Genomic DNA, 23,803 nt, shown 5'->3' with positions numbered 1-23,803 from the left:
TGTTCTGTTCGAATTATGTCAGGAGATGCCTGCTGAATTCAGAGGATTAGTGCAGCATGACGACTCCGCTTGTTTCACTCCGAGGTTGATGAACCATATGTTCACTACACGTGTGAACCGAGTGTCCCTCAGGAACGTTATGAAGTGAATGGCGTGATCGCCGCGATCTCTTGTGCGACCGTTGCGATTCGAAGGACAAACGCTATCAAGACCGCAAGCGGTAGCAGTCCAAACACTACCGTAAGGACACTGAGAAGGAACAACTCAGACGTGGGGGGCGACGATCCAGTATAGGTGGTGAGTTGAACCAGTAATGCAATGGGTACCGATATGGCAAATATGCCGATATAGAGGAGCGATTGAGACAGCGTTGCGAGTTCTTCTTTCATAAACGTGGTTGTAAAGTATTGTCGAGCAACGTCGATGTTCTCCAAATCTGATGTGAGCCGATCAAGAGTCATGTGGAGCCGTTCATGGTCGTCTTCATCGAATTTCGCCTGTAGCAGATGGCAATCGTGGATATAGTCGCTGTAGGTGATGCCGAGGATTGGAACGATTACAGCAGACAGATCATCAGATGTCGATTCCATCTGATCGCTAACCTGTTTGCAGTGGCTTGGAAGATCCGTTAAGAGCGGGTCACTCACTTCATCGGTAGTTTTGGGAAGAAAATCTTCAAGTGAGAGCGCGTGTTGGCGCGTCTGCTGAAGAAGTTGGTAAAGAAAGTCCGATGGGTGGGTTGGGATCATCTCTTGGTTAAGCGCGGTCTGGCGATACTCCGCAGTTCGTTCGATTTCATCTCGCAGTGCGCCGGGCGATTCCAGTTCTTGGGAGAGAATCACCTGATTGATCGCCACGACGACAGTGATGAGCGTGACATTCCCTGTAACCAATGCACTCGCCATATACGTTAGCGGAGTTGTATTTTGGATTATGAATCGAGTAAGGTCGGGGATTAGTACCACCCCTGTCATAAGAAGGAGTATTCCGGTGGCAACGAGATACCGATTACCGGAAAGAAGAACCCATCTTTCGATTTGTGATCTCATTTTCTCAACTCCTAATTCAGTACTACTACAAATAAGACCACGGAGAGACCTATTGCTGGCAGTTCCCAAGGGTTTCACCATAGCCACTGAAAAAGAATGCTATGTGAACTCTCTACATTGACCAATCTTCACTGTCACAAATTAAGCCGGATCTCGTGCGACATTCGCGCTATGTATTCAGCACGACCCAGCGAACACCATCGGCACCTGATAGAAATTCCGGCGTTCAGTTTGCACATGTAGTGAACGGTTATTTCCTACCAAAGTATACATATATTATAGAAGTTCAACAGAGATGGTAGAACAATCTGCTTCTTTCTCACAATTTAAGACTCACAATCGCCATTACTGACAGCAACGGCCTTGTCGCCCACGATCCCGGTCCGAGGCAGCGATGACGTCCGGGGTTGGCCGACAGCCAACGGTCTCTCCTCCACCCATGTCCACCACAGCCCACGCCCTCGGCGAAGTCCAGGGTCGCGACGATCCCGATCGGATCTTCCAGCGCTACGTGTTCGAGGACCCCGACTGCTGTTCGTCGTGCTTCCGTCGGATCAAGAGCGATCATGTCCGGATCACGTGGGGGTCGACCGGCCACGACGTCGAACCCAAGGCGACGCGCGCCGAGCCGATCCGACGTCACGAGACCGAAGATGACGAGATCGGGCCTGAAGGGATCTGCATTGGCTCCCGACAGGTCGACAACACGGCGATCGCCAGGTACCCAGTCCGCACTGTCTGCGAGGACTGCGGTGCCATCGCTGGCCGTGCCGATGATGATCCACTCTCTCGGCGAGAGGCGCTCCGTCGAACAGAGAATCTGGCCGATCGACTACACGAGCTCGGCGAGCCGGTGGACGTAGACACCCTCAAACACGCCGTCGGCCACCTGAAGTCCCTCGAGGCGTTCGCCAGCTACGATACAGAGGTCTTCGAGGCCGCGACGACGGTCTGTGTCCGACGGGCCCGGAGGCGAGCATGACAGTCCACTCGATCGACGAAGGCCAACCCGTCGAAGTCCGCTTCGCCGGTCGCGACGTCCAGGGCGTCGTCGACGAAGTCCGCTGGCGGCCGTCCTGGAACCAGCCGATCGAGGAGATCGTCGTCGTTGCCGAGGGCACACGGATCGCGGCTGGCCGTGCAAACGTTTACCCAAAGTAAGCGCCCCCCATGTGGCCACGGTCTGGCACCTACCGTGGCTGAAGGGGATCACCCCCGCTGGATCGCTTCGGGACGGAGGACACACCCCGACTGATAGACTCCAACGGGCCGCCCCAACTTGCGCTGGGATTCGGCACAAGCCTCCCGGAAGGGGCCCGGCGCACCCATTTTCATGCACTGATCAAAATGTTCGAGAACACACCCGATGACGTCGTCTACGTCGGCGGCGTCGCGATCGTATCGCTTCTGGTGATCGGCCGACTCTATGTCGGCGAATACTACTTCAACGACCGAACCCGGTTCTGGAACCCGCTTCGTCGGCACGTCATCCCGCTACTCCACCGGCTGTTTCAGCGACAGGACAGCGACCTCTACGCCGAGACTCGCGTCCGCGAGTCTGAACTCGTCGACGTCGTCGACCGCCGGCCCGAAGCAGTCCTGAAGGACCTTGCGGCCGCCGGCTACGAACCAAACCCACTGGCATCGCTCGCGAAAGACTGGACTGGTAAGTCGGAGATCGCAAGTTGGGCACACTACGAAGGCCCGCGACCGTTCCATGGTGCCCCACACTTCCTGAAACCCCGACAAGTCCATGTCAGACTCTTTCCTCGCGAAGAGGGGACGGCGATTACCGCCCACGAAGAGGCGAATCCCTGGCGGCCAGACCAGTGGCAGGACCACTATCGCGGCGAAACACTGGATGTCGAGCACGGCGTCGCTGTGGCTGCGTTCGATCTCGGCCTCGATCACATCTTCGACGAACATGCGAACGCACACGCGGAGGCCTGACGAGTGATGGTGGCCACGAGCACACTCCGGGTTGTCCTCTGGGGTACCAGCCTCCTGACGGCCGGCGCGGCGTTCGGGATGGACTGGGCGATTCAGACAGTACAGATCCCGCTGTGGGCCTTGCTCGTCGTGACGTTCGTCCCGACGCGAGACCTCGTCGACGCCGTGACCGACGTGCTCGATGCAACCGTTCGAAAGGTGACACAGGGAGAAGGGAGTAAGGAATAACGGAGGGCAATTCTGTTAGAGACGTGAGTATATGATAGGTTTCGCCCCTGCTGTTCAGTGCAAGTGAAGGACTGAGCAGAGACCGGCATTCACGTACATGTTCGGATTTCTGTTTAACTGCGTGCACCGCCAACAAAAATCATGGATAGTATAGACACGACGAGTAGATCGGTCCAAACTCAATACGACTGGGGGACCGCTAAACCGAGTATCGCCATCATCGATGCCATTGCTACCCTCGAAAACGTAGAACCCATTGAGCTGTCGACGGTGCTTGATACCACTCTATTCGATCACGTTGATCCTGAGTCACTCGATACACTTCTCACAGCTGACGGTAACATTTCAATTTCATTTACTATCGGCGAATACACAGTACAGATTGACGGAAACACACTGGTTGTCCACTATTCCTGACGATTCCGGCTTGCTTTCGGTTTCGTAATCAGCCCGCCCCTGTAGTGAACGGTTGTTTCATATCAAAATTCATCTACTGAATAGGATTTCAACTGAGTCCTGAGGATCCCGTCGTAATCGATCCGGCCCCGTTGAACACGCCATGACACAGGGGTCAGTAACGATCACGCCATGACAGACAACACCCTCGAGATCTCGGAGGAGACACCCACCGACGAGGTCGGCCACCCCATCCATCCGGATTCCGACAAGGACTATCGAATCTGTGCCGCCCAAAAGTCGGATCGGACGACGTCAACCGATCATGGCCGTGAACGAGACGACATCTCCTACTGCACACTCGCTGCTGGCTGGGGTGTTGACGGCAAATCCGAGGGTCCGTGCAAGCACCACGCCGGTGGGATCGAGAATCGCGGCGAGAACAACCCCAACTACAAGCACGGCGCTTACTCGGAATTCGTCGACTTCGTGCAGCAGTCGCTGACCACCGACGAGCAGGCGGCGATGGACGCACTCGATCTCGAGGCGAGTGGCGATGAATTCGCGGCAGACGTCGTCAAAGAGGTCTACCTCAAGTACCTCCGAACCGGTGACGATCGGTTCCTTCGCGAGGCCCGACAGTGGGCCAGCGAATTCGGCGTGATCGAGAAGCCGGCCGAGAAACTTGAAGCGACCGTCGACGCGGACGTCGACCAGACGACCACGCAGGAACTCGGCGAGGATGAGAAAGAGATCGCCCGAGAACTGATCAGACAGCAGCAACAGCAGGATGCGGGTGATCCCGATGAGTAGTCTTCTCGAACCCGACGCCGTCGACGCCGGCGCCGAGCAACTGCTCGAGATCGTTTCCGATCCTGAGCTCAAACGCGATCTGCTCAACCCGTTCGAAACGGGCGACTGGATTACGTACGCGAACGAGCTGACGCGCAACTACATGGCCGAGGAGATGGAGGAAGACCAGTACCACCTCCTCGGTGATCACCACGAGCGCTGGCTCGAGTCATTCGACGGCGGCGACCGCGTCCTTCTCTGTCACCGAGACGGCCTGAAGACGACGATCACGCTGGCGTACCTGATCGCCTCCCTCGAGTACAAGGACGGATTCCGCGCAATCTGGGCGATGAACAATCAGGGTTCGGTCAAGAAGAAAGCCGACACCGAGTTCTGGAAGATGGTCGAGCGCAACCCGTGGCTCACGAACCTCAATGGGCCACGAAAGAAAGACACGATCGAGACGAAAGAGTTCGCCAACGGCTCGATCCTGAACTCGGGCTGGCTGTTCGGCGGGATCGAGGGCGATCGCGCCCACCTGCTCGTCCTGGACGACATCATCAAAGAGAAAGGCGACGGAGACACCGCGGACGTCCTCGACTGGATCCAAGCAGTCTCTGTGCCGATGGTCAAGGAGGGTGGGCGCACGGTGATGATCGGGACGCGAAAGCGCCCGGATGACATCTACAACGACTACCGATCGCTCGAGGGCTACGAGTTCGATGAGTACCCCGCGATCCTCGACTACTGGGACCAGCAGTTCGGCGCCGACGATGACTGGGAAGATCGTCGGCCCGACGAGGACCTCTACACTGAGGTCCCCGACCCCTGGAACGACGGCGAGACGCTACAGATCCTCTGGCCAGAGGCCCGCGGGCCCGAGTGGCTCGCGAACAAGCGCGCCCAGATGTCCGATCACCGATTCTGGCGGGAGTACTGCCTCGTCATCATGGGCTCGTCAGGAAACCTGATCGAGGCGACGGACGTTCGAGCACCTGCTCAGGATGGTGGCTGTTCGATCGACGATCGCGATCCGCCGCCGAAGTACCGCGCCGGTCCGGGCGAGGCCATCATTCTCGGCCACGACCCGGCGAACTCACCGACTGGCGACGACGCAGCCTTCTCGGTCTGGCTGCTCCAGCGTGATGGTCGACGTCGCCTCCTGGATGCTCATGCCGAAGCAGGGATGCAGCCCAGTCAGGTGAAAAACCAGCTCGTCGAGTTCGACCGTCGGTACGACCCAGCGATGATCGTGATCGAGGACAACGGGATGCAGAGCTACGTGGCCGAAGACGCGATCGAGTTCGACTCACAGCTTGCTGCGAAGGTGACTGGGCTCTCGACGTCCGGCCAGAAACACAGCTGGGAGAACGGCATCCCGCGGCTGCGGACGCTCGTTGAGAATGGCTACATCCTGTTTCATCGGGGCCACCGGCCGACGGAGGACTTCGTCACCGCGATGCAGTCCCTCGAGCGACGTGACGGGAAATTGCACGGCCACACGCCGGACCTAATCGTCAGCTGGTACATGGCCGAGAAGGGCTTCCGCCGGCTCGAGTCGATGGGTGCGATCGACGACGTCGACGATCATGACCCCGGCGATGCCGAGGATGAAGATGATGACGACGGCAGCGGTGTAAGTTACCTTTAATTTCGAGATACAACCATGAGTGAGGACGAGACACAGGAGACGAGCGTCGAGCTATCAGTCTCGACACTCGGTAACGGAGAGACGATGTCGAAGGCCCGCGAGACGACGCAACTCGACGAGCGTCGGATCGCGACCGATGTCGGCCATGGGATCCAACCGCCGTACAACCCCGAGACGTTGGCGGCCTTCCAGGAGTTGAACGAAACGCATCAAGCGTGCGTTCGGAAGAAATCGCGGTACGAGGTCGGCTACGGTTTCGATATCGTGCCCCATCCCCAGACCGACGATCCAGACCCAGACGGGGATGCCTACGACGCCGTCGAAACCTTCTGGCGTAGCGCCGATTCGCGCTGGCAGATCGGGCCCGAAGGGACGGCCGCCTCGACGCCGGAAGAGGTACTCGAACTCGCCCGTCAGGACTACCACGGCATCGGCTGGGCCGCACTCGAGATTCTCGTCGAGGGCGATGGTACGCCGATCGGACTGGCGCACGTCCCTGCGACGACAGTCCGGGTGCGGAAGACGACCACCACGATCGAGACCGAAGACGGCGAGGAAAAGGAGGTTATCCAGAGCGGTCACGGCTACGTCCAGGTCCGACAGGGTCGACGTCGATACTTCGGCGAGGCAGGCGATCGGTACCGCGACCAGGGCGAAGACGACGACCGCGAACCGATCTTCGTCGACAAGGAGACTGGCCAAGTTGCCAGCAGCGCTGAGGAACTTCCGAACGCCCCAGCGAACGAACTCATATTCATCCCAAACCCGTCGCCACTCTCACTGTACTACGGCATCCCCGACTGGGTCGCGGCCATGCAGACGATGGGGGCCGATCAGGCGGCGAAGGAATGGAACCACGACACCTTCGAGCACCTCGGCATCCCCTACTACGTCGTCAAGGTCACAGGCGGCACGCTCACTGAGGACTCGAAGGACGAACTCCGGGAGTTGATGGACAACCTCAAAGGAACCAGGTATCGGACGGCGATCCTCGAGGTCGAGGAGTTCCAGCAAGAGCGTGATCTCACTGGCGAGGACGGCACCGACATTGAAATCGAACTCGTCCCGGTCGGCTCGCGTGAGGATCTCGACATGGAGTTCCAGGCGTTCCGCGAGCGTAACGAGCACGAGATCGCGAAGGTCCACGAGGTTCCGCCGATCCTCATCAACGTCACGTCGACGTCGAACCGATCGAACTCGAAAGAGCAGGTCCGAGAGTTCGCCGAAGACGTCGTCGCTCCCGAACAGGCAAAGTTCGAGGCCCGGCTGTATCACATCCTCCACCAGACTGCCCTCGGCGTCGACGACTGGACGATCCAATTCGAGCTTCGCGGCGCCGACCGGCCGGAGAAGAACGCTCGTGTCGCCCGTAACCGCGTCGACGCCGCAGGACAGGCCGTCACGGTAGACGAAGCTCGAGAGGCAGCCGGCTGGGACCCGCTCCCAGAGGATCATCCCATCGATGGCGACACGCTACTCATCAACCTTGGCAACAGTGCCAGCGAACCTGAAGACGAACCACCGCTTGAGGACCAGCTCCCGCCGGAGGACAACAAGATCGGCGAGCGCGACTGGGCCGACGTTGAGGCCGACCTCGCGACGAAAGAGATCGAGACGATGCAGTTCGACTCGTCGAACCTTGATGAGGGCCTGTACGATTTTGACGAGCAGGAGCTCTACCTCTCGTTCCAGCGTGATGAGGGCCAGAGCAGCCTCTACGCCTACGTCGACGTCCCGGCGACGGAGTGGTCGGCGCTCACGAGCGCCTCGAGTCACGGGAGCTACCACTACGACTCGATCCGCCTCGAGTATCCGTACATCGAGATCACGAACTTCCATTCCAGGCTGCCGGAGGGGCCGGCACCCGATCCCGGCGAGGAACCCGACGATATCCCGATGTGACGCGATCGCCGATCGCGAACGCCGATGACCCAGGGAGCGACCCGACTCCCCTGCGCGAGGCTCGACCGGGCGCACGTTCTGACCATGACCAACAAGAACCAGGAGCGCGGCGAGAAGCGTGGCGTCCTCTCCACCGGTCGAGCCCGGAAACTCGAGGACGCCGACGCGGACGCCGACGACGATGACGCGGAGGACTGACGCGTGCCTCCAGTAAGCAAAGCCGGAGGGTCGGCCTTCCGTAAGGACGTCGAGTTCGTCGCGAAGGACGACGACGAGCAGATCGCGGCCGGCATCGTGATGGTGCCGGACAAGGTCGACCTCCAGAACGACTTCGCTCGCGAGGAGACCATCCGCGAGTTCGCCGACCAGTTCGAGGCGTTCGTCGAGGCCGGCCAGGCTGGCGGCGGCGTCATGCACGCCGTCTGGCCGGACGACTGGATGGCCCTCGAGCGCAACGAGGTCCTCGACGAAGCCGAGGAAATCGGCGGGACCGAGGCCCCTGCTGGCGCGTGGGTCCAGGAGTGGGCGATCAACAACGACGATCTCTGGTCGGTCATCACAGACGGAATCCTCGAGGGGTACTCGATCGGGGCCATCCAGGTCGACTGGGATGGCCCGTTCGAGCAGGACGCCGACGCGGTCGACGACGTCGCCGTCCCCGACGCGATCGACGACGAGGCGCTCGTCTGGGAGCTCGTCGACGGGATCATCCGCGAGGTCTCGGCGGTTGATATCCCCGCGGTGCCTGACGCCCAGATCCTCGACACGAAGGCCGACACCGAGAAGCGTCTCGGTGACTACCTCGGCGATCGCGACGGCTTCATCGACGAAGCCCTCGAACGCGGCCACTCCGAAGCCGAAGCCGAGCGCCTCTGGGAGCTACTGAACGACGCGGTCGAGACCGAGGGATCGGCCGAACCGGGCAAGCAGTCGATGTTCGCCCGGGCTGGCAAAGCGTTTCTCTCGGCCCTTTCTGGATCTGGTTCCGGGTCCGATGACGACACCGAGGCGAAGACGTCCGAGGCCCCGGATCGCGGCCGCGATCGCGACCGTGAGAGCAATAAAGAGGGTCGCACACTCTCGACGGCAAACCGCAACTCGCTGTTCGCGACGATCGACGCCTCGCTGGACGTCCTCGAGGACGCCGGCGTCGATCACGGCATGACCCGGTTCACCGATCGCGACGACGTCGGCTTCGATCTCTCCGAACACAGCGCTCGCGAGTGGCCCAACCCCGACAACGATGACGAGGAGGACGAAGACGAAGAGAGCGCGGGAACGACTGGACCGCCTTTCGAATCCGCTGCCGGCGGCGAGACGCCGGACGACAACACGACCATGAGTGACAATGATGATCCGTGGGAAGATGCCCCCGAGTGGGCCAAAGACCTGCGGGACAATCAGGAGGAGAACAGCAAGCGAATCGACGAGATCGCCACTACCGACGACGAGGGCGAGGAGAAAGACGCCTGGGAGGACGCCCCGGTGTGGGCGAAGGACCTCAAAGACCAGCAGGAGAAAAACGCCGATCGTATCGACACGATCTCGAAGCAGACCGGCACCAACTCGCAGCAAATCGGGAAGGTCGAGAACGAAGAGAGCGAGAAGGGCACCGGCTTCACGCTGGACCCGCGGAAGGCAGGGAGGTAACCACCAATGACGATCAGTTCCACCCGCACGCAGAACGAAAAGGCACTCGAGAAACTCGACACGACGGACATGGCCGGCGGCGTCCTGCCGCGGGACCTCTTCGAGGAGTGGTACCAGAAGGTCGTCGACTCGGCGGCCATGCTCCAGGGCGCTCGCACGGAGGACCTCCCGCGGCCGCAGATGGACCTGCCGCGGATCAGCGTCGGTGAGCGGATGCGCCGGGGCTCGGCCGAGAACTCTGGGAACGACGGCCAAGGCGTGGTCAACACCGATGCGGTCAGCCTCGACGTCGAGAAGGGCACCCTCGCGTACGACCTCTCGCGGGAGTCCGTCGACGATACGCTCGACAACGTCGACGAGATCGTCCTGGACATGCTGGCCCGACAGTTCGCGGTCGACACGCAGGACCTCGCGATCAACGGTGACGAGTCCGATGCGGACGCGTTCCTCAACCAGAACGATGGCTGGCTGAAGATCCTCTCGACCTCGACTGACACGAACACCTACGACCATACGGACGCCAACGGCAACGCACAGCCGGTCGACACCAGCCTCTTCAACGAGGCGATCCAGACGATGCCGAACAAGTACCTGCGATCGGATCGCTTCGAGCCCGTGGTCTACATGAACGAGAATCAGGTCCAGTCCTATCGGATGGCCCTGACCGAACGTGAGGATCCACTGGGCTCAGCGGTCATCTTCGGTGACGAAGACATCACGCCGTTCTCCTACGACGTCGTCGGCGTCGCGGCCTGGCCCGAGGATCAGGCCGTATTCACGCACCCGCAGAATTTCGTCTACGGGCTCTACGACGAGGTAGAGATCCGTGTCCTCACCGAGACGGACAAAGTCGCCGAGAACGACCTCTTCGCGCGCTACTTCATGCGCGTTCGCGACGACTTCGCGATCGAAGACGAAGAAGCCGCGGTCCACATCACGGGCATCCAGACCTGAGAGGGCCGACAATGACGACTACTAACGAGAAGGTCCGCGAGTCCTACGAGGAGTATCGTATCGTCCGCCAGCTGTCGTCGGATCCCGCTGTAGCCAACCTCGAAGGTGGCGAGATGTGGTACAACACGACAGCAGACGAGTACCGCGGCTACGAGGCTGGGACTGGCATCGTCTCGCTCAGCACGACGGCCGTCTGAGGTGATCGGAGATGCCAACTATTCGGTACACTGGTGACGGCGGCCGCTATCGCGCCGGCGGCGTGACCTTCGAACCTGGCGACGAGGGCGAGGTCTCTCCAGGGCTGGCCGAGCATCTGGTCGATACCGTCGGCGACTTCGAGTACGTGACACTCGAGAATGCTGACGCGGATAAGACCACGAATGGAGACGATGCGTCGGAAGACAGTCTGGCTGGCGAGGACGAGAGTCCGGAAGATGACGATCTCGTCGACGAACTCCAGGAGCTAACCATCCCCGAGATCGGGGCGGAACTGGAGAGCGGCCGCTTCGACGATCGCCTCGACGCTGTCGCAGAGGCAGAACGCGAGGGCAAGGATCGCGCGGGCGTTCACGACGCGATCGGCGTTCGCCGGGCCGAGATCGAGGGCTAACTCATGACCGCTTGGAACGAGACCGTTGTTCTCGCGAACTCCGAGAGCCTCGCAGCTGGGGCGGAGACGAACGCACTGACCGATGGCCTCCGAGACCCGGTCGTCTGTGTCGCTCTCGAGGACCTCGAGGGATCGGCCGACGATACGCTCACGATCGAGTTCGATGGTGCGGCTGGGACCTACGAAGCCGACGAGCGGACGCTCTCGGAGACACAGTCCTACACGGTCGATATCCCGCAATGCGAGAGCGTCTCGGTGACTAGCTCGAACGGCGTCACGTACAGTATCGAAGTGCGATCGAATCCAGACTAACTCAATGGCAACGGGATACTGTACCGTCGAGGACGTCCGTCGAGCGCTGCAAGAGTCCGGCTTCAGCGGCGCGACGGTCGAGGACAACAACCAAGTCGTCGTCGACGCGATCACGAGTCATCAGGAGTGGCTCGAGAAGACGACGAAACGCCACTGGTACGAACCCAACGGGATCACCGAGGATGATCACGGCATCATCCCGACGTCGCCAAAGTCCCGCGACGACGAGGAAGATATCCCGACCGGCGGCGCGGTTGTTGCCGGCGAGCCTGCAACGCCAAAGACCTGGCAGGGCTCGTACACGCGGATCCGGCTGGCCCGTCGCGACGCCGAATCGGTCTCGGAGTTGCTCGTCCGCACACCAGACGGCTACGAAGACTGGACTACTGAGTACAGTGGTGGGACGTGGCCCAACGCGCTTGGCGACGACTACTACTTGCGGGTGAACAACGGCGGCTGGACTGAGTTGTATCTCGACGCCAAGAACCTCCTCGACGATGACGACGAACCGCTGCTCGAGTCGTATGCGAACGCGGTCTACGTGTCGTATACGTACGGTCACGAGGGGATTCCGCAGACGGTCCGCCGTGCGGTCGCAATGAAGACTGCGGCGCAACTGCTCGCGCCCGACGACGACAGTGCCCTCGGAATCCCCGAGAACGCGAGCCTCCAATCGGTCGAGAGCAAGGTCCAGGCACTCGAGCGTCAAGCCGAGGAACTGTTGGAGGTCTACCTGTGAACCTCACATCCAGCTTTGAGGACAATCTTCGCGAGGCGCTCCTGGACGATGTCGAGCAGCGGGCCCGATCGGAGATCGCGCCGGAGGTCCAGGCCCACGCCCACGAGATTCTCGAGAGTTACGGCACCCGCCACGACTACGACGTCTCGACGCTGATCGAGGCCGGCGAGACGTGGGTCGAACGGACCGATCGTGATGTCCGCGTCCGCTGGGGGTGGCCAGAGCCAGCGATCTACTTCGATCGTGGGACGGCCGATCACCAGATCGAGGCGACGAACGCCGAGGTCCTCTCGTTCGTCTGGGAAGACAGGCACGATCCGCCGGCGTGGGTTCGCGAGGAGTTCGATCGCGAGGGCAACGGCTACCGCGTGTTCTTACCCGAGGTCAACGTCGAGGGACTCCCCGAGTCGCGGTTCATCCGTGACGCGCTGCACTTCGTCCGGAGGTGGCTCGAACGATGAGCGCCGAAATGGACTGGATTCTCGACCAACTCGGGAGCGTCGTCGACGGCGTCGGCACCGACTACACGCTGCGGAACGGCGACCCTGTGACGATCAAGCGGATCAACCGGGACGATAGCGGGGTCTACGAGGGGGCGAGCGGCGTCGACATGACCGAGCCGATCCACACGCGCAAAGAGGACCTCGAAAGCGGCATCTTCATCGGGGCTACACTGGCCGATCGGGATACCAATCCGGTCGGCACCGAGTACGACCACCAGATCGAGGCCATCGTCGGACTCACGATCGAGGGGCTGACGACTCGCGGCGGGAACTACGGCCACGTCGATCCGGACGGCCAAAACGGCGTCCCGTTCGACGAGTTGACGCGGCGAGTCCGGCGGACACTCCTGGAGGGTCGCGGCTACCCGGATCCCAGCATGCCCTACACGTCGTACACGGACCTGCTGGTCACGAATGACGACCCGCAGTCGGCCGAATACCGCGACTTCTACCGGTACCAGGTCGACTGCGTCTTTCGCGGCTACGAGGAGCTACCAAGCCAATGATAGACAATACTCGAACTAACGGAGGTATCGCCAGATGACCGGTGCTGGATCGGCACTCCCGGTCGCGTTCGCGATCGAGGAGACGTTCATGGGGGCGATCGTCGACGACGACTCCGACGGCATCCCCGAGTTCTACGTCCCGGGATACAACCCGACGGTCGAAGAACTCGACCTGCAGCGCGAACTCCAGCGGATCCGCGAGCCCGACAGTGCGTTTCCGCTGACGTCGCTCACCCAGACGATCGAGGGTGCGGTGTCGGTCTCGTTCGATCTCGCGACCGACACCTGGCACGAACTCGTCTTCACGAACAGCACGATCGAACCGGGTCTGCGCCCCTCTGGGCGCTGGTACTTCGGCGTCGATCTTGCCAGTGAGACGCCCCAGCGGGTCACGCTCGGGACGATCGTCACGCAAGTCCAGATCCAGTACCAGCAGGGCCAGAACGTCCGCGTCTCGCTGACGATGCTGTACGCCGACGAGGCTGACGAGACGTCCACGGAAGCGGGCGAGTTCTCGGCGACCGACGTCCAGAAACCGAATGCTTCCGACGTCTACGCTCACCACGGCACGACGCTCACGATCGACACCTCGACCGTCGAGACCTATCTGCAGTCGGCCGACCTCACGATCTCGAACATCGCGCGCTTCCGCGAGGGCGCCAGCGTTCGGCCCGTCGACGCCGTGACGGACGCGGTCGAGCCGTCGCTGTCGACGAACGCGACGTTTACCGAGACCAGTCGGCGTGACCTCGCCTACGGCGGGTCGACGCCGGCGTCGCAGTTGAGTGAGGTCACCGCGACCCTCGACTTCACCAACGACGCTGGTACGACGATCGGCTACTCGCTGTCGCTCAAACCGGAGAACTACGCCTGGAACGATCTGGTCGAAGCCGAGACGGACCTGAGCGACGACGTCAACTGGCACGTCTCGGACGTCCAGGTGGTCTAACATGGCCCGAGAGACGGAGTTCTTCGAGTTCGAGACAGAACTCGAGCGGATCCGAGAACAGAAAGAGGAGGTCACCGACAGCATGGTCGAGGTTTCGCGAGACAACCCTGCGTTCGACGATCTCTCGCGGACCTGCAACGACCTCGATACCTACGACGACGCGATGGTGTGGGCCCGCAATGCCCACGAGGACGACGCTCAACCGGAGTGGGACGAGGACGTCGACGGCGTCACGCTCGGCGGGCTCACTGGCGGCGAGGAGGCCGAAGCGATCGATCGCCTCCGATCGACCGGCGGTGGTGGGAAAGCCCGGCGCAACTACTACGTCGCCGCCGGGACAGTCGAGGCGCCCTACTGCAAAGCGCTCGACAACTGGGAGACCGCAAGCGTCGACGAGCGCGTCGCGATCGTCGCTCAACTCCCACCAGCTTATCTCGAGTGGGCGGACGCGAAGGTTGACGAGATGACGTCGGTGGGTGAGGGAAACGAGAACAGCTCCTGGCGGTTGTACGTGGAGAAACTTCGGGCCAAATCGACGGCCGAGTGATGCTCGACTATCTGGTCGGCGTCGCGATGGTCCACGGCCACGACCCTCGCGAGGCCCGTCAGTACAGTCGGCGTGATCTCGAGATCCTCGCGCTGATGCATAACGAACAGACCTTGTAGAACCCTATTGGCGATGATAGGTTTCAACAGTTGTGCTGAATACAGAGGATATCTTCAGCATGACACCGCCGTTTATTTCAAAACTAAACGTCTGAACTACCCGGAAGAGGACGTGCGAACGTATCGGCTACGGCACGGTCTACTCTTCGTTGGCAAGCGTATTAAGCGCGAGCGGGGCGCGTTTGGGGAGTATCGGCCTTGTTGTTCGCATAGGCGCTGTATGCCGAGAGGGCAGCGATGAGCAGGCCGCCGGCGGCGGTGCTCATTGCGAGTTCGCTGCTCCCCATCTCGATCACCGCAGGGGAGACGAGCGCCCACAGCCCGAGCAGCGTGGTCAGCGACGCGATGGCGACGTTCGCCAGGTGATCCCGCGTTAACCGGTAGAAGTTGTACCCGGCGAGTAGGAAGATCGCCGTCCCGGTCATGGTGTCGTTCCAGATCGCCGCCTCCGTCGCCTCGAACACGAACGGGTAGGCCACGAGCCCCAGTCCCGCCAGGGCGACGATCGCGCTCACCCACTGCATCGTGTCCGTGTTGAGGGCATCACGATCGGCTTCGGTACTGCGGGTCGGTTCGGTATCAGTTGGTGTGTCGCTCATGAAGGCATCCTCTGTAGCCGTCGCGGGAAGAAAACGAGGGTGCCTGCACTTGTCGAGTGGCCGTGTGCTGTCCGGTTTGCTCATTTGTTCTGCCTCTTCTACCGCATTCCCCGTTCCGGGATACTCGGCTTGAACATGATGGTATGTATTCCGCCTGTACTGAGCGTTCGTCCCTTCGCGCTGAACGCACTATGAATTCAACAGAGCTAACCACCACTCACAATGAGCGAATTCGAATCTGAAGCCTCGTTAGACATCGTCGTCGAGCAGCAATCGCTCCGCACGGCTCGCCAGCAGGTCGAACAGGAGTTTACACAGACGCCGATCACCGTCGATGTCCAGACGGACGCCAACCGATCGTCCCAAGCTCGACAGACGTCGTCGCCGGATAACACGCGTGCGGAATCGCGAGAGATGGCTGCTCGCGATCGGGCCCGAACGCGACAACTGCTGACCGACCAGACGGCCGTCCTCGAGGACATCGCCGCGCAGGTAGAGACACTCGCCCCCGAGGAGTCTCAAGATCCCCTCGATCTCGCGGAGCCGACACCGGATCCTGTCGAGGAACCGGACCCAGCAGAGAGTGAGCCACCGGGGGACCTCGCGCTCTCGCTGCCCAGTGGTTCCAGTCCGGAGTTCCCAGAGCAGCCACCCCAGCAGACGGACGGGGGTCGTAACGAGGGTCGCCGACGCCGTCGGGAGCGCCGACAGTATCGGTGGGATCGGCAACGGACAGAGAGCCTCGAGGCGGCCGTCGAACTTCTCGCTGGCCTCGAGGGAGACGACGGCGGCGGGGCTGGAGGGATCCTCGACGAACTGCTTGGCGTCGGTGCCGGCGCCGGCGCTGGCCTACTGAGTGGGGCGATCGGGCCGGCACTCGGTTCCGGGATTGGCTCGGCTGTCGGCACGGCCGTCGGCGACGTCCTCTCCGACGAGGAGGTCGCGCTCAACACCGAGGACGTCGAGGAGATCGGCGTCGATGTCCCCGACGATCCGCTGGCCGTCGATCACCCCGAGGACCCATACGCGGTCGACCACCCAGAGGACCCGTACGCGATCGATCACCCGGACGACCCCTACGCCGTCGATCACCCCGAAGACCCGTACGACGTCGACCATCCGGAGGAACCGTACGCGCTCGATCATCCCGACGAGCCATACGCCGTCGAGGACCCCAGCCCGCTCGAGGTCGAAGACGTCGATCCGATCGAGGTCGAGGCCGTCGACCCGATCGAGATCTCGGTTAGTGGGGGAAGAAGCGGTGGAGATCTCGACACCTCATCTGACGAAGATGTGTCGGTGTTCGATCTGGCCGAGACGTTCATCCGCGAATTGCCAGGCGGTGAAACGGCTGCCGTCGCTGGCGAAGGTGTTGGCACCAAACCTCGGACGACCCGCTCGACGGCCACCGACCCGGCGCCAGGTCTTCCCGATGACTGGCAACCGCCGGACGGGGGCGCCACTGGCACGAACGTCACCGTCGAACCCCAACAGGACGTCACAGTGAACCTCGGTGACGTCAGCGTCGACACTGACCTTGACTCGTTCCGTGACGACATCCTCGACGAGACTGAGCGCATGATCGACGACGCGATCCGTGACCTCGAACGTCAACTTTCACAGTGATCTTTATACATGAATAACCAAACGGGCGGCCATGGACCAACCACGCAGTTCCGAGAGTGCTCTGGAGAGAAACGTCCGCGCGCTTATCCTGTTATTCTTCGGCCCCGTGGTTGTGATCGTTCCTCTCATGGTGCTCAATATGTTCCCTGGCAACTCCTGGATCCCAGTGTTTGGCATTGCCGCCCTCGCCACGCTGAGCTACGGCGCCGTCAAGATGGGGCCACCCGACGACTACCCCGAATAGCCTACGGACCACCGTCGTCGCACGGTCACCGCGACGCTGTTTTCGATACACATGCCCGGACTGAGTGACAAAGCCGTCCTCGAGATCGACCTGGACAACCGGACCGGCGTCTTCGAGTTCCGCGGCGGCCTCGGCGAGAGTGGCGAGGTCACCCGCGAGTTCATCCTCTCCAACCGGGGACAGTATCTCCGGCAGGCGTTCGACCTCGCGTCGGGGGCGATCGACGACATCCAGGACGCCGACTTCGAACGGCGGCGCGGATACCACGTCGACGGTGGCGCCGGCGAGCATTCGTTCTCGATTTCGTTCGAAGCCGGCTTCAACGACGGTCGGTGGGGCGACGGCTCGACCGATCCGACCAACCCCGACGACGTCACGCAGTACGACGCCGCCGGCTGCGGCCCGCTGGACCAGAAACAGATCCTCGAACACTACCTCGCCGAGGCTCGGACCGACTCCGGCGGGCGAGCTCGTCTCTACCACGGTCAGTTTACCGACGGCACCTACGCCACTACGGCGGGGGCCTTCGGCGAGCCGCTGGTCGTCGCGATCAGCGAGGCGCGGATCGAGTGGGACGGCGGCGACAGTCCCTCGTCGATCGAGGGGACGATCGAGTTGACGCGGACGGCGCTGCTCCCGGAGATCGAGGAGGCGCTCAACGGCGTCCAGGAGGCGATCGACGACGCCGTCGACGAACTCGCGGATTACGTCCCGGACGTGTGACCTACCATGAAACTGCTCTACAAGATCCCGCTCGAGGAAGCGTCGCACACTAACCAACGCGATGTACGCCGATCGCAACTCGCGGAGGCTGGCGTCCTCGGTGAGAGTGCGGTCGTCGAGCAGGTATCGAGCGGCGCCGCCGATCTCACCCTCGAGGGCCAGTGGCGGACTGGCACGTGGCACGCCGAACTGTTCGCGACGGAACTCCAGGAACTCGCCAACTCGACGATCGAGGCGACCCCGCTCTTTCGCAAGAACGGGACCATCGCGGAGGCGGGCTACTACGAGGTCGAGAGCGCCAACGTCGAACCGGCACACGCCAACGCTCAGGACGTCTACGCGTGGGAACTCGGACTGAAAAAGAAGGGGACGACGCGGGAGAGTTACCGGCAACTGGCGATCAACCGGCGCCAGGTCGATCACGATTTCGGCAGTGATCTGACGGCGCTGATCGGCGTGCCGGCGGCAGCGCAAAAGGTCCAGTGGTACAACCCGACCGACGGCTCGCGATCCCCGGCGTCGGCGTCCCAGACGCGGTCGGCCGAGTTCGCCGACGTCGAGATGTACGACCTCGACGCCGGCGAGACCGCGGTCGGCAGTGACCCGACGCTGATCTACGAGATCGACTACGGCGACGAGCGCTGGCCGGACTGTCGCGTCTACGACACGCTCGGCGAGGCCGAGAAGTACGTCGAGAACGCCGACGGTCGCGTCCGGGTCTGGGAAAGCGTCTTCGATCCGGCCCACGACCCCGAGGGCAACGTCATCCTCGACACCGGGCGGCTGCGCGTGACGCTCGACGAGGCCAACGGGACGCTTTCGGCCGAGCGCTGGGACGCGACGAACACGGTCTGGAGTTCGGTCTCGCTGTCAAAGCCGTCGACGACGGACCTCTACGACGTCGACCTCACGGAGATCGGCATGGTCCGGGTCGTCGCGCAGTTGACGTTCGACGTCGACGGCACGCTCTACGCCCTCGACGCGATCGCCAAGCGCGGTGGTGAGGATGTCCTCTGGCACATCCCCGATAACGAGTCGGGGCCGATCCCGACCGAACTCCAGAACTGGCTCTCGCCGATCGCCGCGACGACGATCGTCGATCCGCAGGGGACGAAGACGCTCGCCTCCAGGACGGAGGTGCGTCGATAGATGGCCGACGAGACGTACTCATACACCGGATCGGTCCAGACCCTCACCGTACCCGATACGACGAGCGGGGGAGATACGGTCGGCGGGATGATCGTCGATATGTACGGCGCAGAGGGCGGTATCGGGTACGCTCGGAATGAAGCGGGCGGGAACGGCGGATACCTGCGTGCCGAGATACGAGACGGGGTCGAACCGGGAGCACAGTTCGACGTATACGTCGGTGGGCAAGGTGGCGAAGGGTCAAACGGGTCCGGAGGTAGTGGCGGATTTAACGGGGGTGGCGCCGGTGGCGACAGTTACAGCGGCGCTGGTGGTGGCGGTGGTGGCGCGAGCGATATTCGACCGACCGGCGGTGCCATCAGTGACCGTCTCGCAGTCGCCGCGGGAGGCGGAGGAGGTGGCGACGCGACCTCCGACTCGGGGTATGACAGTTACAGGGGGAGTTCCGCTGGTGCTGACGGGGGTGGATTGCAAGGTAATGACGCCTCGAACGCGTCGGCGAATAGCGCGAGCGCCACCGGCGGTTCCGGCGGTACTCAGACGAGCGGTGGATCTGGCGGAAACTCGGCCGGTTCCGGTTCGTCAGGGACAGGTGGCGCTGGAGATGGGGCCGGTTCTCTTAGTCCCGACAATGCGAGCGCCGGCGGTGGCGGTGGAGGTGGCGGTTTGTACGGCGGTGGTGGCGGGGGTGCCGATACTTACGAGGGGTCGTCATCGACATGGGCCGCAGGTGCCGGCGGTGGCGGAGGATCGAGCGGCGTCGCGTCGAACGTCGAGCAATTAAACACGACGATCGGAAGTCAAACCGGCGACGGCGTCGTCGAGGTGACGTACGTCGCCGTCAATCCGCCGAATGCGCCGAGCAACCTGACGGTCGACGCGACTCGCGATACCGAGGCCGACCTCTCGTGGACACTCGCGACCGATGGTGCCGACGAGAATCAGGTAAATATCTATCGCGACACGTCGTCGGGGATCGACCCGTCGACGGACACTCCGGTCGACACTCTCCCGGCAGGAACCGAGACGTACACGGACACGGGCCTCAATAACGGCACGACGTACTATTACGTCGTCACGGCGGAGAACGACGGTGGCGAGTCGAACGCGTCGAACGAAGCCTCGGGGACAACGACGGTCCCGGACGTCACCGGCTTCACTCTCGATGGCACTGTCCAGGGCGAGATGCTGGCCGAGGACTTCGATTCCGGATTGAACACGGGCCAATACCGGATCCAGTGGAAGCGATCGACGAACTCGTCGTACAGTGACGAGGCGACGGTCGCGTACAACGCCGATCCACTGGAGTACAACATCACGGGCGTCCTCGACGGCGAGCAGTACGACGTCAGGATCCGGTCTGAGGGTCCAGACGCGGTCGGCACCTACCACACAGCCAGCGAGATCACCAAGCTCCACGCACCGGACGGCGTCACGAAATGCGATGAGTACGCCCTCGAGTTTGATGAAAGTGGAGAGGAGGTAACCGCGTCGAACGACCCGCTCGCGACCGCGTGGAACAGCTCACGGCAGCTCACGATTGCCGTCGATATACGGATCGACGCAATAAACACCACAACGACATATGCGAACGTCGCGGATTACGCGACCTCAGCAGACGGTTCGGCCCGGTTAGAGCGGGCGAATGACAACAACTACATCCGGTGGACCTTCCCGAAGAGCGACGGGAACACGAATTATGCACCGGCCATCTTCTCCTCGATGGAGGTCGGCGAGTGGCACACCCTGACGCTCGTCGTCGACTATCCAAACGAGAGTCAGTCGTTCGGGTACGTCGACGGCGACCTCGACAGTACCAAAGACGATCCCGGGACGTCGACCGACTGGAATACGGCCGAATCGTTCCGGTATTTCTTCGAGGGGTGGGCCAACTACACGCTCGGCCGTGTCGCGGCGTGGGACCGGCCACTATCGGCGAAAGAGGTTGAGGCGCAGGCGAACGGCGCGCTCCCCCGAGACGGGTTGATCGCTGCGCACGTCTTCAACGAGGGCTCCGGGACGACCTCCGACGACCTCTCGTCGAACAGCAACGACGCGACGATCTCCGGGTCGCCGACATGGGTAGCCGGCGACTCCGACCTTAAGCATTTCAGCCTCCGTGTCGGGTGGAACGACAACTCCAATTTCGACGGCTCGTACCAGATCTGGCGCGACCGTCTCGACGGCAAACGCGATAGCGTCTACGACGATCCTGACCTCGGCGAGCTCATCGCGACCGTCAGCGACACGACGGCCGAGTACTACGACGGCGAGTCCCCCGCGATCGACCCGGACAAGGACTACACCTACACCATCCGGGCTCAGACACAGTACGTCTATGCCGACGGCGTCGGGACGCTCACCCCTGATAGCGCCGGCCTCGCCCAGTACCCGGCCGGGCCGCGGGGCTGGCACGTCGAGATCGACCTGCCGTCGGGGCGGGTCGTTCGGCCGCAGATCCTCGACGACGTCCGGATCGAGCCACGGGTCAACGACCTCCCACGGGTTCGGGTGCCGGTCCCCCGAGACGAGGCCTACACCCTCCAAGACTACGAGGGTGCTGCGATGCGCGTGTTCCGCGACGGCGAGCGCCAACCGATCGACGAACTCGAGGACGTCGTCATCGAACCGGGCAAGTCGGAACTCGTCGGCCTCGGCGGCACCCAACTCGAGCGCCGCGTCCAGCGTGACGTCATCCAGGAGGCGGCGCACACGCTCGCGGACGATCTCGTCACGACCGAGACGGACTACGCGACGGTCGTCGACACGCCCGACGTCGACTCGGTGACGGGCGAACTCCTGCGGTCGGTCGACACCGAGTCCGAGTTCGTCGACGAACTCTCGCCGGCGAGTACCGAGCCGTGGGTGACCGACAGCGGCGGGATCCGCCCCGCGCAGACCTGCTACTACGAGTTCGCCCAGCGAGAGGACTTCGGCAACTACAGCGGGATCGGGTCGGCCGATACGATGGAGGGCTACATCGACGACGCCGTCCGGACGTTTACCTCGAACGGCGACTACATCGAGTTCTATTCCTTCTCGCCAGAGTACACGATCCCGGCCGATAGCGTCGGCTTCGCGATCCGGTGGGGCGGCGACTCGTCGCCAAACGACATGGCCGTCATCGTCAAGGACGCCTCGGACGACACGGAGGTCGGCCGGATCGAGTACCAGTCGGGGAGTCAGTCGTTCGGCCCGTACGTCGATTTCGACGACACGTCGTTCGGGACGACATGGAACGGCAGCGACCTCAAGGCCGGCACGGACTACTACATCCGGCTGGAGTGTACCCAGAGCAACTCCGAGACCTACGTCGGGGCGATCATGCTCCACGACAAGCGGTACTACGATCAATCCCGAGCCGGGCCCGACTTCTACAGTTCCGTCGATACGACGAGTGACCAGGCGAACGCGCCGGCACTGTACCCGCCTCGAGGGACGTCGATCACCTCTGCCGACGCCGAGACAATCTACTCGATCGACGTCGGCTACGTGACCTCGACGTGGTCCGAGACCAGCGGCCCGCAGGCGATCGCGCTGTCGAACGATAACGGGCTGACGTGGACCGAGTCCTCGAACACGACGAGCCTCACGGCCGATTTCGCCGACCTCTCCTCGACGGTCCGGATCCGGCTGACGGCCGGCGCGTACTCGCCGGACGGCACTCGGGATACCGACACGCCACGCGACGGCTACGACGCCCAGCGGATCGACGACTACGAGATCACGTTCGACGGCGACGACACGCCGCTGATCCTCAACGACAGCTGGGACGAGGACCTGCTCGACATCCTTGTCGACATCGCCGAGCGATCAGACTCGCTGTTCGAGGTCCGCCAGGCCGGTGAGACGACCGAGGTCCACTGGGCGCAAGCCGGCCAGCGTGCGAGCACGCAGGATCTCGACCTCGCCTCCTACAGCGTCACGAAGCGCGGCGAGCAGACGCTTCGGGCGACGATCAAGGGCGGCGGGCGGACGACGCGCGAGACGATCGACGCCGGCCACGACACCGCGGTCGCCCTCGAGCAGAGTACCCTCGTCCCCGGCACCGAGACGGTGCGCGATGCGTCGACGGGCGAGAACTACCAGTACCTCCGGGACTACACGATCAGCAACTCGACCGGCGAGCTCACGGTCCAGTCGGGCGGCGAGATCGCCGACGGCCAGACGCTCGAGGTCGAGTACGACTACAAGGTCACGGGGACGTTCGAGGCCGACTCCTACGCCGGCGACCCGCGGACCGATCGGACAAAGACGATCAACGGGCTCACGACCGAGCGCGGCTGCGAGCTCGCCGCGAAACTGATCGTCGACACGGCCTCGACGCCGCGCTGGGAGGCCGACGTCGAGATCCCGGCCGCCGAGTACGTCAACGGTCTCCTGGAGGCGATCGACGTCGACGGGATCGCCGGCGAGGCGATGAGCGTCTACGACCTGGAGATCACGCCGGAGCGGCTCTCGCTGCGGCTGGGGTCGCGCAAGCGCGCCGAGGACTCAATCGAGCAGATTCGGTCGACAGTCGATGCGACGAGCGATCGGGTTTGAGTCATGACATGCTTATCGATAGTCGCCGGCCTCGTCGAATTGTTCGTCGAGACCAGCAGT

At 62.5% G+C, this 23,803-nt stretch carries 25 protein-coding genes; 23 read left to right on the top strand and 2 right to left on the bottom strand.

What is annotated here, in order from left to right:
- Positions 1 to 137: 137 nt before the first annotated feature.
- On the bottom strand, positions 138 to 1,049 hold the full coding sequence (locus MUG98_RS20065; protein ID WP_486606246.1) for a DUF7972 family membrane protein: 912 nt from the start codon (positions 1,047 to 1,049) through the stop codon (positions 138 to 140).
- 439 nt (positions 1,050 to 1,488) lie between these two features.
- On the opposite strand from MUG98_RS20065, the gene MUG98_RS20060 reads away from it, so the two are divergent.
- From MUG98_RS20060 to MUG98_RS19980, 18 genes are all read left to right on the top strand, one after another.
- Positions 1,489 to 2,031, top strand: coding sequence for a hypothetical protein (locus MUG98_RS20060; RefSeq protein WP_265109192.1), 543 nt, complete (start codon positions 1,489 to 1,491; stop codon positions 2,029 to 2,031).
- Positions 2,028 to 2,210: a hypothetical protein gene (locus tag MUG98_RS20055; protein WP_265109191.1), complete on the top strand. Its 183-nt coding sequence runs from the start codon at positions 2,028 to 2,030 to the stop codon at positions 2,208 to 2,210. The genes MUG98_RS20060 and MUG98_RS20055 overlap by 4 nt, the downstream gene beginning before the upstream one ends.
- Before the next feature lie 186 nt (positions 2,211 to 2,396).
- Positions 2,397 to 2,999, top strand: a complete 603-nt coding sequence (locus MUG98_RS20050) for a hypothetical protein (RefSeq protein WP_265109190.1) — start codon at positions 2,397 to 2,399, stop codon at positions 2,997 to 2,999.
- A 6-nt stretch (positions 3,000 to 3,005) separates the two neighbouring features.
- The gene (locus MUG98_RS20045) at positions 3,006 to 3,227 is read left to right on the top strand and encodes a hypothetical protein (RefSeq protein WP_265109189.1); all 222 of its coding nucleotides are present in this window, start codon (positions 3,006 to 3,008) and stop codon (positions 3,225 to 3,227) included.
- A gap of 141 nt (positions 3,228 to 3,368) precedes the next feature.
- Positions 3,369 to 3,644, top strand: a complete 276-nt coding sequence (locus tag MUG98_RS25600; protein ID WP_425601062.1) for a HalOD1 output domain-containing protein — start codon at positions 3,369 to 3,371, stop codon at positions 3,642 to 3,644.
- A gap of 171 nt (positions 3,645 to 3,815) precedes the next feature.
- Complete coding sequence (locus tag MUG98_RS20040) at positions 3,816 to 4,436, top strand: hypothetical protein (RefSeq protein WP_265109188.1); 621 nt, start codon at positions 3,816 to 3,818, stop codon at positions 4,434 to 4,436.
- Positions 4,429 to 6,066 (top strand): phage terminase large subunit family protein, encoded by a 1,638-nt coding sequence (locus MUG98_RS20035; RefSeq protein ID WP_265109187.1) that lies wholly within the window; start codon positions 4,429 to 4,431, stop codon positions 6,064 to 6,066. The genes MUG98_RS20040 and MUG98_RS20035 overlap by 8 nt, the downstream gene beginning before the upstream one ends.
- A gap of 15 nt (positions 6,067 to 6,081) precedes the next feature.
- Positions 6,082 to 7,968: a phage portal protein gene (locus tag MUG98_RS20030; protein ID WP_265109186.1), complete on the top strand. Its 1,887-nt coding sequence runs from the start codon at positions 6,082 to 6,084 to the stop codon at positions 7,966 to 7,968.
- Between the two features lie 201 nt (positions 7,969 to 8,169).
- Positions 8,170 to 9,618 (top strand): XkdF-like putative serine protease domain-containing protein, encoded by a 1,449-nt coding sequence (locus MUG98_RS20025; protein WP_265109185.1) that lies wholly within the window; start codon positions 8,170 to 8,172, stop codon positions 9,616 to 9,618.
- Positions 9,619 to 9,624: 6 nt separating this feature from the next.
- Positions 9,625 to 10,572, top strand: coding sequence for a phage major capsid protein (locus MUG98_RS20020; protein WP_265109184.1), 948 nt, complete (start codon positions 9,625 to 9,627; stop codon positions 10,570 to 10,572).
- Between the two features lie 11 nt (positions 10,573 to 10,583).
- On the top strand, positions 10,584 to 10,769 hold the full coding sequence (locus tag MUG98_RS20015) for a hypothetical protein (protein ID WP_265109183.1): 186 nt from the start codon (positions 10,584 to 10,586) through the stop codon (positions 10,767 to 10,769).
- Positions 10,770 to 10,780: 11 nt separating this feature from the next.
- On the top strand, positions 10,781 to 11,182 hold the full coding sequence (locus MUG98_RS20010) for a hypothetical protein (protein ID WP_265109182.1): 402 nt from the start codon (positions 10,781 to 10,783) through the stop codon (positions 11,180 to 11,182).
- A gap of 3 nt (positions 11,183 to 11,185) precedes the next feature.
- Positions 11,186 to 11,494 carry a hypothetical protein gene (locus MUG98_RS20005; RefSeq protein ID WP_265109181.1) on the top strand — a complete coding sequence of 103 codons (309 nt, stop codon included), beginning with the start codon at positions 11,186 to 11,188 and terminating at the stop codon, positions 11,492 to 11,494.
- 4 nt (positions 11,495 to 11,498) lie between these two features.
- On the top strand, positions 11,499 to 12,233 hold the full coding sequence (locus MUG98_RS20000; RefSeq protein ID WP_265109180.1) for a hypothetical protein: 735 nt from the start codon (positions 11,499 to 11,501) through the stop codon (positions 12,231 to 12,233).
- A complete protein-coding gene (locus MUG98_RS19995) occupies positions 12,230 to 12,694 on the top strand; it encodes a hypothetical protein (protein ID WP_265109179.1) in 465 nt (154 codons plus the stop codon). The genes MUG98_RS20000 and MUG98_RS19995 overlap by 4 nt, the downstream gene beginning before the upstream one ends.
- Positions 12,691 to 13,242, top strand: a complete 552-nt coding sequence (locus MUG98_RS19990; protein ID WP_265109178.1) for a hypothetical protein — start codon at positions 12,691 to 12,693, stop codon at positions 13,240 to 13,242. The genes MUG98_RS19995 and MUG98_RS19990 overlap by 4 nt, the downstream gene beginning before the upstream one ends.
- 34 nt (positions 13,243 to 13,276) lie before the next feature.
- Positions 13,277 to 14,191 carry a phage tail tube protein gene (locus MUG98_RS19985; protein WP_265109177.1) on the top strand — a complete coding sequence of 305 codons (915 nt, stop codon included), beginning with the start codon at positions 13,277 to 13,279 and terminating at the stop codon, positions 14,189 to 14,191.
- A 1-nt stretch (position 14,192) separates the two neighbouring features.
- Complete coding sequence (locus MUG98_RS19980; protein ID WP_265109176.1) at positions 14,193 to 14,738, top strand: hypothetical protein; 546 nt, start codon at positions 14,193 to 14,195, stop codon at positions 14,736 to 14,738.
- A 280-nt stretch (positions 14,739 to 15,018) separates the two neighbouring features.
- Here MUG98_RS19980 and MUG98_RS19975 read toward each other — a convergent pair whose 3' ends face one another.
- Positions 15,019 to 15,456, bottom strand: a complete 438-nt coding sequence (locus tag MUG98_RS19975; protein ID WP_265109175.1) for an SPW repeat domain-containing protein — start codon at positions 15,454 to 15,456, stop codon at positions 15,019 to 15,021.
- A 222-nt stretch (positions 15,457 to 15,678) separates the two neighbouring features.
- On the opposite strand from MUG98_RS19975, the gene MUG98_RS19970 reads away from it, so the two are divergent.
- From MUG98_RS19970 to MUG98_RS19950, 5 genes are read left to right on the top strand one after another with little or no spacing between them, the layout of a single operon-like run.
- A complete protein-coding gene (locus MUG98_RS19970) occupies positions 15,679 to 17,082 on the top strand; it encodes a hypothetical protein (RefSeq protein WP_265109174.1) in 1,404 nt (467 codons plus the stop codon).
- Positions 17,083 to 17,113: 31 nt separating this feature from the next.
- Entirely contained in the window at positions 17,114 to 17,326 is a 213-nt protein-coding gene (locus tag MUG98_RS19965; protein ID WP_265109173.1) for a hypothetical protein, read from the top strand.
- Between the two features lie 51 nt (positions 17,327 to 17,377).
- Complete coding sequence (locus MUG98_RS19960) at positions 17,378 to 18,049, top strand: hypothetical protein (protein ID WP_265109172.1); 672 nt, start codon at positions 17,378 to 17,380, stop codon at positions 18,047 to 18,049.
- A 6-nt stretch (positions 18,050 to 18,055) separates the two neighbouring features.
- Complete coding sequence (locus MUG98_RS19955) at positions 18,056 to 19,198, top strand: hypothetical protein (RefSeq protein WP_265109171.1); 1,143 nt, start codon at positions 18,056 to 18,058, stop codon at positions 19,196 to 19,198.
- Positions 19,199 to 23,743, top strand: coding sequence for a fibronectin type III domain-containing protein (locus tag MUG98_RS19950; RefSeq protein WP_320443090.1), 4,545 nt, complete (start codon positions 19,199 to 19,201; stop codon positions 23,741 to 23,743).
- The last annotated feature ends 60 nt before the right edge of the window (positions 23,744 to 23,803 follow it).

The sequence above is a fragment of the Halosolutus halophilus genome, from assembly GCF_022869805.1.
In the GTDB taxonomy this organism is placed as follows: Archaea; Halobacteriota; Halobacteria; order Halobacteriales; family Natrialbaceae; genus Halosolutus; species Halosolutus halophilus.
Note: the sequence above shows the minus strand (reverse complement) of the source record. Positions and strands in the feature narration are given on the sequence as shown.